The organism is Citrobacter amalonaticus (genome assembly GCF_002918555.1).
GTDB lineage: Bacteria > Pseudomonadota > Gammaproteobacteria > Enterobacterales > Enterobacteriaceae > Citrobacter_C > Citrobacter_C amalonaticus_A.
This window is the reverse complement of the sequence record NZ_PQMB01000006.1, coordinates 229,652-242,758: the sequence shown is the minus strand read 5'-3', so window position 1 is coordinate 242,758 and position 13,107 is coordinate 229,652. Positions and strand designations below refer to the sequence as shown.

Genomic DNA, 13,107 nt, shown 5'->3' with positions numbered 1-13,107 from the left:
GACTTATAAGGTCTATGTCGCGCAAAGGATGCTCGTCGGATAATGCGGCGTGTGAAGGCTTCTTCGGGCGGGTCAAAAATGAAATGTTCTACGGCAGAAACTGGGCAGGCATCACGCAGGAAAAATTTATCTGCTTCCTGGACAGGTACATACGCTGGTATAACGAGAAGCGCATCAAGTTATCATTGGGTGCAATGAGCCCGGTGAAGTACCGGCAGCATCTTGGGATCACAACATAACAGTCCAGGAAAACATCCGCAGCCCCAAAAGTGACATCAGAATATTGCAGTTACACTAACAGTGCGCATAATGTATATTATGTTAAATCAAATTCAATGCGCACCCACGCTCTTATTCACACCTGGGCCGCATCAATCATTACTCTGACCTTCCCTCATCTCTTTTCTTTCCAACACCAGGAGCTCAAGCCTCATCGGTATATTGACTTAAGCTCGAATCATACGAGAATGTCTGTCTCAAGTGACTACTGATACCACTGGTGTATATGGATATCTGCTTTCGTAGCAATCGCACTTCTGCAATGTTGAAAAAATCAGGCGCGTTTGTCGCTATCACTTTATTGATAGCTGGCTGTACGTCTAAACCTCCCAAATCCCTTGTTACGCCCCCGGCATTGACGCCCGCTGAGCAGCAACACGCTGAGCCAATGCGCGGCGTCTGGCTGGCAACGGTATCCCGCCTTGACTGGCCGCCAGTCAATTCTGTCAATGTCAGTAGCGCATCAGCCCGTGTCAGTATGCAGAAAAACGCGCTGACCAATAAGCTGGATCACCTGCAAAGCCTTGGCATTAACACTGTCTTTTTCCAGGTAAAACCTGATGGAACCGCTCTTTGGCCATCCAAAATTTTACCGTGGTCAGATATGCTGACTGGCAAAATTGGTGAAGAACCCGGATATGACCCGCTCCAGTTTATTCTGGATGAAGCCCATAAACGCGGAATGAAGGTTCACGCCTGGTTCAATCCTTATCGCGTATCTACTAACACAAAACCTTCAACTGTCGCAGAACTGAATCGCACGGTATCGTTACAACCTGCCAGCGTATTTACGCTGCACCGTGACTGGATCCGGATATCTGGCGATCGCTTTGTGCTTGACCCCGGTATTCCTGAAGCTCGGGACTGGATTACCAGCATCGTTGCTGAAGTCGTAACGCGATATCCCGTCGATGGCGTCCAGTTTGATGATTACTTCTATGCAGAATCTCCGGGTTCAGCGCTGAATGACAGCGCAACGTTCAGAAGATACGGCCAGGGTTTTAGTTCAAAAGCCGACTGGCGGCGACATAATACTCAGCAACTGATTGAACAGGTTTCCCATACAATCAAGAAGATAAACCCACATGTGGCGTTTGGTGTCAGTCCGGTCGGTGTGTGGCGTAACCGCTCGCACGATCCCGCAGGATCCGACACGCGGGGCGCGGCAGCGTATGATGAATCTTATGCCGATACCCGACAGTGGGTACAGCAAGGATTGCTCGATTACATCGCCCCGCAGATTTACTGGCCCTTCTCTCGCGATGCTGCGCGTTACGATGTACTGGCAAAATGGTGGGCGGATGTGGTCAAACCGACTAAAACACGCCTTTATATCGGCGTGGCGCTCTACAAAGTGGGTGAACCGTCCAGGCTGGAACCTGACTGGGCGATCAATGGTGGTGTCGCCGAACTCAAGAAACAGCTCGATTTAAATGAATCGTTACCGCAGATAAACGGGACTATTTTGTTCAGAGAAAACAATCTCAACGAGCCTCGTACCCGGCAGGCGGTGGACTATCTCAAAAACCGTTGGGCAAATGGAAATAACGTCGGCCAGAAGTATGTGAACAATTAATGGTGTAATGAGATGGGATAGCCCTGCTCTCGCCAGAGCGCCAACTGCTCCAGCTGGCGCTTCGAAGGGCTTTTCCCTGTCCAGACAAAAATCTGCTGGCCCGGGAACATTTCAGGGCGTGGATTATCGAGCGGCTCAGCTAAAACATGAATGTTCCATTGCTGCTGTGCTAAACGCCACGCCTCCAGCCAAAGACGCGCCCTGTCCTCACACTCCCAGGACAGAAGCAACGCTTCCTTGTTGTCTGCATTACTCCGGCATGCGTTCAGGCACATCACGGCATGTTCGATAAGCACCCCATCAAGCAGACTCGACATGATACGCGCCGTCGTCTGCTCCAGACCTAGTCGTTGCCGAACGGGCACAAAGATATGATCAATAATGTCATCAACCGCAAAGCGCTCACCAAATTCGACGACCCGAATGCGAAGATTTTCCGCACTGGCGCGTCGCAGCATCGACAGCATCTCCTCCTGCAGAGAGAGCCAGCCATCATGCTGTGCCATTTCGTTCTCCTCCAGTAAAGCTTTAACCTTACCGACAGGAACGCCGCTTTTTATCCACCGCTTGATCTCTTCAATCCGCTTGATGTCATCTTCATCAAACTGACGATGTCCGCCTTCACTGCGCTGTGGTTTTAATAAACCATAGCGCCGTTGCCAGGCACGCAGTGTGACGGGGTTGATACCGCATCTTTCGGCAACATCACCAATAGTGTAAAAAGGCATAAATTCCCTCGCTATGAAGACAACGCGTGCCTTTATAAGTTAACCAATGCTCTTACACTGTACAAATTTATTTTTTCTGTACAAGTAACAAATTGTACAATTTCCACTTTCTGTCTTCATTCACAGGTTAAAATCTGTTCGCTTCTCCGGCCATGCCACAGCTGAGACGCCGCCAGGACAAGGTTTGGCAAACAAATGCCCCTGGAACTGTGAAATCCCCGCAGATTCGAGCCACATCCACTCCTCCGGCTTTTCCACGCCGACGGCTGAAATAGCGATTTCAAGAGAAGTACAACATTTGACGATTGCCTGGATAATTGCCTGCCGGGGACCACTCTTATGCACATCCTTCACCAGCTCGCGGTTAATTTTAATCCGGTCTGGCTGAAATTGTGCCAGCAGCAAAAGACCAGCAAATCCGGCACCGAAATGATCAATGGCCACGCTTATCCCTGAGCTTTTCAGTAACCGGAGCGCGCCGGAGAAATCATCAAACCGGGAGATAACCTCACTCTCGCTAAACTCTACGGTAATTTGTTCTGGAACCAGGCCATTCTCTTCGATTTGCTGCAAAAGAATCTCAACCGCATTGGGGATATTCACCAGCGTCATTGGCAGCAGGTTTACCGACAGGCTTTGCGTTTTCAGACCCAGTGCGGATGCCATCGCAAAAGCAACATTTTTACTTTTGAGGTCAGCTTCATAGATATCGCTGCCCAAAATACCTTCGAACCAGGACTGGGCCGGATACCCTTCACGCGTTCTGATTAATGCTTCAAGCGAAACGATTTCACGGGCAAAAGGATCGACGATGGGCTGGAAGGCGAAACTGCACTCGGCCGTTGTTGCTGGAGCGATACTTTTTTTATAAAGCCCACCTGTATCGGGTATAAATTCCCAGGTACTGGCGGACGGGATTTCAAAATAGTTCTCTTTTTCTGTCGCTTCCACAAATGTGCGAAAGAACTGGAGCGCCCGGTCGTTGTAGGTTAACTGGTATTTAGAGGTCCCTTTGTCGAGAACGGTCTGAAGCACTTCATCCCTGTTATGCGCTCTCAGATCAAAGAGTTCCATTCCTGATTTGCCGAACCGTCGTGCAGGGGCGTAATCACGCAATAGCTCCACAATATTGTAATGACGCTCATCTTCACAGATACATTGATAAATATGATTAACCCCCTCTTCCGGCCCTTCCAGTAGCTGGAAAAAATGGTTGCCATTAAAAAGCAGAATTCCCGTCACATTGGCTTGTTCATTTTTTTGACTTGCGGTAGCAACCATACGACTAAGCAACTCAAACGGCACGTTGTCGCAAATATGGCTGCGGTAGATGACTGTGGTGAGCATGTTCTTTCCGGCATCAGGGGGATGAGCCATAAGACTACCAGATCCGACGACTAACGTCTCGTAACTGCTTACTTTTTAATAACATCACATTCACAAAGGCAATGTGTGTGTACTGCTTGATGTACATGGTTAACATCTTGTCACGAATACCTGTACAAGAATATATTGTGCCACATGCTTGCAAAAATCACATAACTAATTGATATAAAACAATTAGCACAAATGGTTAAAAATTAGAATATCTTCATATACACTTTCTGTGTACAGTTTTGCTATGTTTGTATAACTTAAATAACAAGTTTGATAATTGTTAAATAACGGGAGTAACAAATGCAGCAGAACGGTTACGTATCAAATTCAGCAAATGCGATTTCCCAGTACTTTAATAAAGCGACACTGCCAACACAGCAGGAAACGCTTGGGCAAATTGTTGTTGAGATCCTTAATGATGGTAAAAATCTCAACAGAAAAGCGCTGTGTACAAAGTTACTGAACCGGATAGAAATGGCTTCCGGACCTGAAGAGGAAAGCCACTATCACACCCTGCTTGGTCTGCTCTTTGATCGTTAGTGACATGAGTAACCTGCTTTCGTTTCTGAAGGCTGGTAAAAAGAGATGCAGTTATGAACAGAAGTGAATTCGAAAAACTGACGGATGGGATTATTGGTGAAGCCGTATTCTCTCTCCTCAAGAGGAAGGGACCTGTCAATAATAAAGCCCTGATCGTCGAACTAAGTAATATGGAAACTATTGAAAGCGACCCACATCGACGTGCAGCCATCAAAAGTATTATTACGGAGATTAAGACAATGTTATCCGAGCGCGATAAAGCTGAGCGCAAAAAAGCGATAAGTAAAAATGGAACCACAGGAAATGTTCTGCCGTTATTTGGCGCTCGTCAGCAACAAGGTATGAAAAAAATACACTGACTACACACAGCTCCATTAACATTATAGGTAAAAAACCATGAGACAAGTTATGCTTAAACAACCTGATTTTTACGCTGCACTACCGGATTCCGCAATGTCTGAATTCTTTCGCCAGGCCAGCGACAGACTGGTTGACGAGTCAGCGATTTTAGAGACAGCGATCGCCAGTATTCTTGCCTCGGATGGACACATCAGCAATAAAGCCATTATTTTATGGCTTATCGGTACTCTTGAGAGAACTGACGATATCGTCACTGCTGATGTCATCAGAAAAACACTTGAAATTGTGGTTGGTTATACCATGGATGATATTTAATTCATCACAGGACTGTGTGTTTTTATATAAACGAGCTGACTCAATCTCAGCTCGTTTATTTAAACCTGTCGTGCATAGAGATAAGCTGTTGCACGGGATATTCCCAAATGCTGGGCAATAGTATCCATTGATTTTTTTACCTCAAGCAGTCCATCTTTGCGTAACGCCTGAATCAGTGCTTTTCTGTCCTCCGCATTCAATGCCCTGGCCGTGGTCGCCCGGGTTGCCGCATAGCTGTCTATTCGTTGACGGATTGCCTCCGTTCCGGTGGGTTCCAGACGTTCAGGTACAGGACTACTTCCCGTTTCAGTGAAACGCGCTAGCGCACTCTGCATTCCCCGAAAGAGTGTCATATCAACATTCAGGCACAGCGCGGCGACGTATTTCCCTTCACTATCCTTAATTCCGATAGACGTGCTTTTCACCGGACGACCATCGGCGAACTGATTGCCATAGTTGGCAATAATATTAGGGAAATCTGAAGACGCAATGCGCGCCAGCCCCAGTTCGGTAGCTGGCTGCCCTGCTTTTCTGCCGGATAAATTATTATGGATCGCGAGAATGGCATGTTCAGGATTTTTAAGATCGTGCACCACAACTTCGCAGAAGGGGGAAAAGGTTTCACTGATCCCTTTGGCAAGGGTGTCCAGCTGGTTAAGCAGTGAATTATCTTCGTTATTTGACATCATGATCTCCCGCGAATGGTGCTAATTCCGACGCAGTCTAAAGAAAAAGCCGCGCTGCTGCCAGCTACCGGCTCGCTTAGCTGGCAATAAACTCTGCGTAACGGCTGATATCAACATTTCCCCCACTGATGATAATGCCGACTTTCTTACCTTGCAGGCTCTCCTTTCTGGCTCTCGCCGCGGCGAAGCCTAAACAACCTGTGGGCTCAACAACTATTTTCATTCGCTCCGCGAGAAACTTCATTGATGCGATCAGCTCATCATCCGCTACGGTAAGAATGTCGTCCACATTCTGCTGAATCAGTGGAAAGGTATACTGGCCAAGATGCTGAGTCTGCGCACCATCAGCAATGGTTTTTGGCGTATCGATATGAACAATCTGCCCCGTGCGGAACGATTGTTGCCCGTCATTACCCGCTTCAGGCTCTACGCCATAGATTTCGCACTCGGGAGCCAGATGACGTGCGGCCAGTGCTGAACCGGAAAGCAAACCGCCTCCGCCCAGGCATACAAACAGGACGTCCAGGGCACCCACCTCGTCAATTAACTCTTTGGCTGCCGTGCCCTGTCCGGCAATAACGTGCGGGTGATCGTATGGCGGGATAAGCGTTAAGCGATGTTTTTCTGCCAGCTCACGCCCAATGTGTTCGCGATCTTCGGTGTAGCGATCGTAAACCACCACGTTACCACCATAACCCCGTGTGGCGGCGACCTTTGCCGCTGGCGCGTCATGGGGCATGATAATTGTCGCCGGAATGTCTAATAATTTCGCGGCCAGCGCAATCGCCTGGGCATGATTGCCGGATGAAAAGGTCACCACGCCAGCAGCGCGCTGCTCAGGGCTAAACTGGCTTAACGCATTCATCGCCCCGCGAAATTTAAATGCCCCCATCCGCTGGAAATTTTCACATTTGAAAAAAACATCCGCTGCGAAGGCCTCATTTACGGTCCGGGAGGTCATCACCGGCGTGCGGTGGGCATATCCTTCAATGCGTTGTGCTGCTGCGGCCACGTCGGCCCAGCCAGGTAATTGCAGAATGGTCATAGCTAACTCCGGGTTAATCAGGAAATTGAGCGGGCAAGCGCAACGGCTTCCACTTCGACGGCAAAACCGTAGTGAAGCGCATCAACACCGGCAACGATACGGGCAGGTTTATGATCTCCCAGCCACTGTGCGTAGATTTGGTTGAAGGTCGGCCACTGGGCGATATCGGTAATGTAAATTCTGATTGATACCAGTGAAGAACGATCGGTGTTGGCACTCTCAAGGCAGGCATCCAGATTGGCGAGGACGCGCCTGACCTGCTCGTCAAAGGGAGTACTGGGATCGTTTTCTCCCGATGAGGTTACCGGGAGCTGACCGGAAATAAACACAAAGCCACCCGCAGTACAGGTGTGCGAGTAATGTCCCGCAGGCTCGCCGAGGACGGACGCGTTGGTACAGATAAGGTTATCCGGCACGGTTGTTCTCCTTTTAATAATACATAATGTATAATTTAATACGATTTGTATATCTATAGCGCGATTTTGTTCCGATACCAAGTATTTTCTGTTTTGGCATTGAAGTGAGTGGAATGAAAAATTGTTAACGAAACAGCGGAGGAAAAAAGAAGTTGTTATTCAGTGCGCACAGGATATGGATAACAGAAGGGATATAGCGCGCGAATTTGTCTGGCTGGCCAGCACCCTGTGATTAAAAACCTGACACCGGAAGAACGCCCGCCGATCGCGGGCGTTTATTCGTCAGACAGTTTGGGAGAGTTTGAACGAAGAAACCATCTCCGCCAGATGTTCCGACTCCGCTTTCAGTGCCTGGGTCCGCGCTGCCGCATCGTCAATCAGCGAGGCGTTCTGCTGCACGGTGCTGTCCATCTCTGTGACCGCCAGCGTCACTTCAGAGACGCCCCTGCGTTGCTCTTCTCCTGCGATACGGATTTCGCCCATCAGTTGTCGAACCTGACGTACGTTACTTACCAGTTCTTCCAGGCGATCTCCTGCATCGTGGATCTGCGTGCTGCCGCTCTCAACCTGAGAAACAGATTCATCAATGAGCGTTTTAATCTCCTGAGCTGCGGTAGCGCTGCGCTGCGCCAGTGTTCTCACTTCTGAGGCCACGACGGCAAAGCCACGTCCCGCGTCTCCGGCTCGTGCGGCTTCAACCGCCGCATTCAGCGCCAGAATATTGGTCTGGAACGCAATGCTGTCAATCACCGACACAATTTCAACCATTCTGCCTGAAGATGCGCTGACATTATCCATTGTGGAAATCACCCCTTGCATCGCCGTGCCGCAGTGGTTGGCGGTTTGCGCCGTGCGTTCAGAAAGATCATCCGCCAGTTGCGTATTACTGGTGTTCTGATGAACGGTGGCATTGAGCTGCTCCATGGCGGCCGCGCTCTCTTCAAGTGCTGCGGCCTGCTGCGTCACGCGTGAAGACAGTTCGGTATTGCTGTCCGCCAGGCTGACGGCGTTATTGGCCACAACCACGCTGCTGCTGCGCACAGTGAGCAAAATCGCGGCGATTTTATCGACGAAAAGGTTGAAAGCCTCTGCAATCGCTGAGATTTCATCCTTACCGCGAACTTCAAGACGGCGGGTCAGATCGCCTTCGCCCTGCGCAATGTCATCCAGCGCACGGCGCGTATCGTCCAGACGCGCAATAAGCCGACGGACCACCAGCCACGATCCGAGCAGTAAAACGGTCATAATGGGGATTAAAATTTCAAGGACATCCTTCATCATCACTTTAGCCAGCCCGGTAATGCGCGATTCCGGAGTGACCAATCCAACAACCCAGCCGGTGTCAGCCATTGGAAACAGCATCACCTGCGCAGCGGTTTTCAATACGCCATCCTCTTTGAGGGCGACGGCAGGCACATCCGTTCCGGATGCCCGTAACGTTTTCAACCTTTCAGCCACTGGCATAAGCCATGCCGATGCGTTAACCAGTTCGCCGAAGGTTTTGTATTGTGTCTGATCAGCCTGCGGGAAGTAGAGAATTTGTCCTTGTTTATCGATCACAAAAGCGTAACCGCCAGTGCGATTGCCCTGCTCTTGCATGAAGGTGGCGACGTTATCCAGGCGAATATCGGTGGTGGCAACACCAGCAAACCGGCCTGCCTGCTGATATGGAATGCTACAGGTCACCATGTTAACCCCGGAAATGGTATCCTGGTAAACATCAGACCAGACGCAGGCGTCCTTTGACTGTCCTTTCGCGCTTTGATACCAGCTTTCGTTATGGTATCCGCTTCCGCCTGGCGCATTGTATTCATCAGAATAACTCAGTTTTCCCCCTGCACTTCGCGCCCAGAAAAAGCTCCGGCGTTCGGTACCTGGAGTGAATGCCCCCGGCTCTGGCCAAATTCCTCCGCCCGTAATAATGGAATCGTTATTTTCCCCAATCAGATGGGGAACCACATTGCGATAAAGTGTTTCTTCATTCGGCAGCACTTCTGCGAGTCTCGAAAGGCTGATAGTTTCTCCCTCAATGCGCGAGAGCACAGTGCTGAGCTGGCGCGTCAGGCCATGGCCGGTCTCCTCTATCAGCGCAGTATTGACTTCGACAACGCGCGGCTGTCCGCGCCAGAGCATAATGACGACGATAACCACAGTCGTCACGGCAAGCAGTGCGATTCCCCCAATGGTTAAACGCGTTGAAATACGTGACGGATACCAGACCATATAATTCCCTTAAATATCAGGCGGAGTTTTATTTAGTATCGGCACGTCACTAAATATCTTTAATAATAATTGATATCCAGATGGAAAAAGTGGGCGTTACGTCACAATGGGCGTGACATTGTCACAAATGACAAAACCCGGCACAATGGCCGGGTTTTAATAGCATTAAATCTTATTTAGATAATTCTTTTTTGATTTCTTCTTTTATTTTACTTAATTCACTCTGTGGATGTTTTTTGCAAAGTTCAACCGTCAACGGAACTGCGGTTGTTACCGTTTCTTCATAGTTGACGTAGTCCCCACCTTTAAAGTCTTCATCTTCATTGAGTACCCAGAATGCAACGGGAGCCATCGTCTGCGGATTCAGATCCACAAATTCCTGGCAGCTCATCCCTTTTGGCGTCACGTCGGTTTTAGCCTGTTCGGTTGCGGCATTTACGCTAATGCTGGTTAATAATGCGGCTACCAGAATACCTGCAGTAGAAAGGGAGAATGTGTTCATTTGTTATTGCTCCAGTCATTAAATACTTATGTTATAAACCGTTAATTCAGGTCGAAACAAATAATACCCTTCCACTCTCAGGAATAAACATTGCGGTAAATGATATGGCCTTTTCTTATATTTATTACGGCTGATTTTTATGTTTGCTGATTTATTGCGCTGAGTAACATGGCAATATGTGTGAGATTTGCTGCCCGGGGCTGAGTTTACGCCCGGTAGCGACAAGCCACCGGGCTGAACCACCTTAAGATTTCAGTTGATAATCCAGCGTGATTTCGGCTTTAAGTACCTGTGATACCGGGCATCCGGCCTTCGCTTTCTGGATGATCCCGTCAAAAGTAGAGGCATCAATATCCGCAACCGCTACTACGCTATGCAGCGCAATTTTGGTGATAGCAAAACCGGCATCGACTTTATCCAGCGACACGTCGGCAGTTGTATCAATCGAGGTGGGGGTAAATCCCGCCTCCCCCAGCATCAGTGAGAGCGCCATGGAAAAACAGGCCGCATGGGCAGCGCCAATAAGCTCCTCGGGATTTGTCCCTTTAGCCCCTTCAAAGCGGGTGTTAAAACCGTAAGGCTGCTGATTAAGCACCCCGCTTTCCGTTGATACGGTTCCCTTTCCGCGTTTGATATCACCTTCCCAGTGCGCCTGACCTTTCTTATGGATCGTCATTCTTGCTCTCCTTTTTGTTATCGGAATAACAAGTATAGAACGCACTGACACATCCATGACCTGTAAGAGATATTTCTGAATCCATCGCTGCCCGTCAAATTCCTGGACTGGACCACAAGCTCTCCAGCCAACGTAAAACTGTGACCGATGGCGATAAAATCCAGGTGGTTAATCATCCCTCCGGTAGAAAACGCGACGCTGACAGCAAGAAGTCATTTCACAGTCCGGATATGACGATAAACACCATTGCAACAGCAATGGTGTTTTTGCTTACAAAAGCCTTTATCTGTTCACAATGCTTTATACTCGTTGCCCGAATCCCTGGTGAGAAATTTGCGTATGCCTGTAAAACAGAACCAGGGGCGGAAATTCGAAAAAGAGTGAGTGACATGGAAACCAAAACCAAGAAACTACGTTCCCTTTATATTCCTTATGCTGGCCCTGTACTGTTGGAATTTCCTTTACTGAATAAAGGTAGCGCTTTTAGTATCGATGAGCGCCGTAACTTCAACTTGCTGGGGTTACTGCCGGAAGTCGTTGAGTCTATTGAAGAACAGGCCGAACGCGCCTGGATCCAGTATCAGGGATTCAAAACGGAAATCGACAAGCATATTTACCTGCGTAATATTCAGGATACCAACGAGACTCTGTTCTACCGACTGGTGCAAAATCATCTCGATGAAATGATGCCGGTCATCTATACGCCGACAGTCGGCGCCGCCTGTGAACGTTTTTCTGAAATCTATCGTCGGGCGCGGGGTGTGTTCATCTCTTATCAGAATCGCCATAACATGGATGATATTCTGCAGAACGTGCCGAACCACAACATCAAAGTGATCGTGGTGACTGACGGTGAACGTATTCTCGGTCTTGGCGACCAGGGGATCGGCGGGATGGGCATTCCTATTGGTAAACTGTCGTTGTATACCGCCTGTGGCGGGATCAGTCCGGCCTACACCCTGCCGGTGGTGCTGGATGTCGGTACCAATAACCCGCAGTTGCTCAACGATCCGCTCTATATGGGCTGGCGCAACCCGCGTATCACTGACGATGAGTACTACGAATTCGTCGATGAGTTTATTCAGGCGGTAAAACAGCGCTGGCCCGATGTTCTGTTGCAGTTCGAAGATTTCGCGCAGAAAAACGCCATGCCCCTGCTTAATCGCTACCGCGATGAAATCTGCTCTTTCAACGATGATATTCAGGGAACGGCAGCGGTCACCGTCGGCACCCTGATTGCTGCCAGCCGCGCTGCGGGTAGCCAGCTCAGTGAACAAAAAATCGTCTTCCTTGGTGCCGGTTCTGCCGGTTGCGGGATTGCCGAACAGATCGTTGCCCAGACCCAGCGAGAAGGACTCAGCGAAGAAGCGGCGCGTCAGAAAGTCTTTATGGTGGATCGCTTTGGTCTGCAAACCGATCGGATGCCTAACCTGCTCTCGTTCCAGACTAAGCTGGTACAAAAACGTGAAAATCTGCTGGGGTGGGATACGGAAAGCGAAGTCCTGTCGCTGCTCGATGTTGTTCGTAACGTTAAGCCGGATATTCTGATCGGCGTCTCTGGCCAGACCGGTCTGTTCACGGAAGAAATTATCCGGGAGATGCACAAGCACTGCCCGCGCCCGATTGTGATGCCGCTTTCGAATCCGACCTCGCGCGTGGAAGCCACCCCGCAGGACATTATCACCTGGACCGAAGGTAATGCGCTGGTCGCCACCGGCAGCCCATTTAGTCCGGTCGTATGGAAAGACAAAACCTACCCGATTGCCCAGTGTAACAACGCCTATATCTTCCCAGGCATTGGTTTGGGGGTCATTGCCGCAGGCGCGTCGCGTATTACCGATGAAATGCTGATGTCTGCCAGTGAAACGCTGGCTCAGTACTCCCCGATGGTGCTTCACGGCGAAGGGCTGGTATTACCGGAGCTGAAGGATATTCAGACCGTATCGCGCGCCATTGCTTTTGCGGTCGGTAAAATGGCGCAGCAGCAAGGTGTGGCGGTGAAAACCTCTGCGGAAGCGCTGCAACAGGCCATCGAAGAGAATTTCTGGAAGGCGGAATACCGCGACTATCGTCGCACCTCAATCTGAATGTTTGCCCGGTAGCGTCGTGCTGCCGGGCCAGCAAGACTTGCCCTGTCCCGCTGTTTGTGTTTACACTTTTACCATTGATTAACATTCAGAGAAATAAAAGGAGGATAATTATGCTGTACTGTGAACGTTTCATCGTTTCACATACCCTTGGCGATCGTCAGTGCTCAAGTGTTATCGGTTTCGTGCTGCGATAACTTAAGCTTGAGCGAAGCAAACGTCTGAATTCCCTTCTCTCGGGCTTACCGGGTTATCGTCAGCAATGTTTGACGAGGCGTTTTTACGCCAGTAACTCTT

Annotated in this window: 14 protein-coding genes and 1 pseudogene; 7 read left to right on the top strand and 8 right to left on the bottom strand. The window is 49.5% G+C overall.

The annotated features are described in order from the left end of the window. Both C3432_RS23825 and C3432_RS23820 read left to right on the top strand, forming a co-directional pair. Positions 1 to 239, top strand: a 239-nt coding sequence (locus C3432_RS23825) for an IS3 family transposase (protein ID WP_146050988.1), incomplete at its 5' end; no start/stop codon positions are given. A gap of 266 nt (positions 240 to 505) precedes the next feature. Next, positions 506 to 1,855, top strand: a complete 1,350-nt coding sequence (locus C3432_RS23820; protein ID WP_103779561.1) for a glycoside hydrolase family 10 protein — start codon at positions 506 to 508, stop codon at positions 1,853 to 1,855. Here C3432_RS23820 and C3432_RS23815 read toward each other — a convergent pair. Both C3432_RS23815 and C3432_RS23810 read right to left on the bottom strand, forming a co-directional pair. Then, positions 1,852 to 2,583 (bottom strand): MerR family transcriptional regulator, encoded by a 732-nt coding sequence (locus C3432_RS23815; protein ID WP_103779559.1) that lies wholly within the window; start codon positions 2,581 to 2,583, stop codon positions 1,852 to 1,854. The genes C3432_RS23820 and C3432_RS23815 overlap by 4 nt on opposite strands. 120 nt (positions 2,584 to 2,703) lie before the next feature. After that, the gene (locus C3432_RS23810) at positions 2,704 to 3,930 is read right to left on the bottom strand and encodes a diguanylate phosphodiesterase (protein WP_103779557.1); all 1,227 of its coding nucleotides are present in this window, start codon (positions 3,928 to 3,930) and stop codon (positions 2,704 to 2,706) included. A gap of 330 nt (positions 3,931 to 4,260) precedes the next feature. Here C3432_RS23810 and ycgZ point away from each other — a divergent pair, with 330 nt between their 5' ends. The 3 genes from ycgZ to C3432_RS23795 are packed head-to-tail and all read left to right on the top strand — an operon-like array spanning position 4,261 to position 5,175. Further along, the gene (gene ycgZ, locus C3432_RS23805; RefSeq protein WP_103779555.1) at positions 4,261 to 4,500 is read left to right on the top strand and encodes a regulatory protein YcgZ; all 240 of its coding nucleotides are present in this window, start codon (positions 4,261 to 4,263) and stop codon (positions 4,498 to 4,500) included. A 53-nt stretch (positions 4,501 to 4,553) separates the two neighbouring features. Further along, positions 4,554 to 4,859, top strand: a complete 306-nt coding sequence (locus tag C3432_RS23800; RefSeq protein WP_103779553.1) for a hypothetical protein — start codon at positions 4,554 to 4,556, stop codon at positions 4,857 to 4,859. 49 nt (positions 4,860 to 4,908) lie between these two features. Continuing rightward, positions 4,909 to 5,175, top strand: a complete 267-nt coding sequence (locus C3432_RS23795) for a biofilm development regulator YmgB/AriR family protein (RefSeq protein WP_258041655.1) — start codon at positions 4,909 to 4,911, stop codon at positions 5,173 to 5,175. A 59-nt stretch (positions 5,176 to 5,234) separates the two neighbouring features. Here the strand turns inward: C3432_RS23795 and C3432_RS23790 are convergent, their stop codons facing one another. The 6 genes from C3432_RS23790 to osmC all read right to left on the bottom strand — a co-directional run bounded on the left by C3432_RS23790 (position 5,235) and on the right by osmC (position 10,723). Next, positions 5,235 to 5,861, bottom strand: a complete 627-nt coding sequence (locus C3432_RS23790) for a helix-turn-helix transcriptional regulator (protein ID WP_103779549.1) — start codon at positions 5,859 to 5,861, stop codon at positions 5,235 to 5,237. 76 nt (positions 5,862 to 5,937) lie between these two features. After that, the gene (locus C3432_RS23785; RefSeq protein ID WP_103779547.1) at positions 5,938 to 6,906 is read right to left on the bottom strand and encodes a threo-3-hydroxy-L-aspartate ammonia-lyase; all 969 of its coding nucleotides are present in this window, start codon (positions 6,904 to 6,906) and stop codon (positions 5,938 to 5,940) included. Between the two features lie 17 nt (positions 6,907 to 6,923). Further along, positions 6,924 to 7,322, bottom strand: coding sequence for a RidA family protein (locus C3432_RS23780; protein WP_103779545.1), 399 nt, complete (start codon positions 7,320 to 7,322; stop codon positions 6,924 to 6,926). 282 nt (positions 7,323 to 7,604) lie between these two features. Next, positions 7,605 to 9,545, bottom strand: coding sequence for a methyl-accepting chemotaxis protein (locus C3432_RS23775; protein ID WP_103779543.1), 1,941 nt, complete (start codon positions 9,543 to 9,545; stop codon positions 7,605 to 7,607). Positions 9,546 to 9,717: 172 nt separating this feature from the next. After that, a complete protein-coding gene (hdeB, locus tag C3432_RS23770; RefSeq protein ID WP_103779541.1) occupies positions 9,718 to 10,047 on the bottom strand; it encodes an acid-activated periplasmic chaperone HdeB in 330 nt (109 codons plus the stop codon). 244 nt (positions 10,048 to 10,291) lie between these two features. Further along, positions 10,292 to 10,723, bottom strand: coding sequence for a peroxiredoxin OsmC (gene osmC, locus C3432_RS23765; RefSeq protein ID WP_103779539.1), 432 nt, complete (start codon positions 10,721 to 10,723; stop codon positions 10,292 to 10,294). Between the two features lie 71 nt (positions 10,724 to 10,794). Here osmC and C3432_RS28470 point away from each other — a divergent pair. Together C3432_RS28470 and maeA are read left to right on the top strand one after the other, a co-directional pair. Beyond that, positions 10,795 to 10,911 (top strand): annotated as a pseudogene (locus C3432_RS28470) (ribosome hibernation factor SRA); the annotation flags it as partial. Between the two features lie 201 nt (positions 10,912 to 11,112). Then, positions 11,113 to 12,810, top strand: a complete 1,698-nt coding sequence (maeA, locus tag C3432_RS23760; protein ID WP_146050878.1) for a malate dehydrogenase — start codon at positions 11,113 to 11,115, stop codon at positions 12,808 to 12,810. Positions 12,811 to 13,107 lie beyond the last annotated feature (297 nt).

What these genes read in the sequence shown, in the direction of transcription:
- C3432_RS23810 (WP_103779557.1), bottom strand. Translation starts at nt 3,930, where the DNA reads ATGCTCACCACAGTCATCTACCGCAGCCATATTTGCGACAACGTGCCG.
- C3432_RS23815 (WP_103779559.1), bottom strand. Translation starts at nt 2,583, where the DNA reads ATGCCTTTTTACACTATTGGTGATGTTGCCGAAAGATGCGGTATCAAC.
- maeA (WP_146050878.1), top strand. Translation starts at nt 11,113, where the DNA reads ATGGAAACCAAAACCAAGAAACTACGTTCCCTTTATATTCCTTATGCT.
- C3432_RS23785 (WP_103779547.1), bottom strand. Translation starts at nt 6,906, where the DNA reads ATGACCATTCTGCAATTACCTGGCTGGGCCGACGTGGCCGCAGCAGCA.
- C3432_RS23775 (WP_103779543.1), bottom strand. Translation starts at nt 9,545, where the DNA reads ATGGTCTGGTATCCGTCACGTATTTCAACGCGTTTAACCATTGGGGGA.
- C3432_RS23820 (WP_103779561.1), top strand. Translation starts at nt 506, where the DNA reads ATGGATATCTGCTTTCGTAGCAATCGCACTTCTGCAATGTTGAAAAAA.
- C3432_RS23795 (WP_258041655.1), top strand. Translation starts at nt 4,909, where the DNA reads ATGCTTAAACAACCTGATTTTTACGCTGCACTACCGGATTCCGCAATG.
- osmC (WP_103779539.1), bottom strand. Translation starts at nt 10,723, where the DNA reads ATGACGATCCATAAGAAAGGTCAGGCGCACTGGGAAGGTGATATCAAA.
- ycgZ (WP_103779555.1), top strand. Translation starts at nt 4,261, where the DNA reads ATGCAGCAGAACGGTTACGTATCAAATTCAGCAAATGCGATTTCCCAG.
- C3432_RS23800 (WP_103779553.1), top strand. Translation starts at nt 4,554, where the DNA reads ATGAACAGAAGTGAATTCGAAAAACTGACGGATGGGATTATTGGTGAA.
- C3432_RS23790 (WP_103779549.1), bottom strand. Translation starts at nt 5,861, where the DNA reads ATGTCAAATAACGAAGATAATTCACTGCTTAACCAGCTGGACACCCTT.
- hdeB (WP_103779541.1), bottom strand. Translation starts at nt 10,047, where the DNA reads ATGAACACATTCTCCCTTTCTACTGCAGGTATTCTGGTAGCCGCATTA.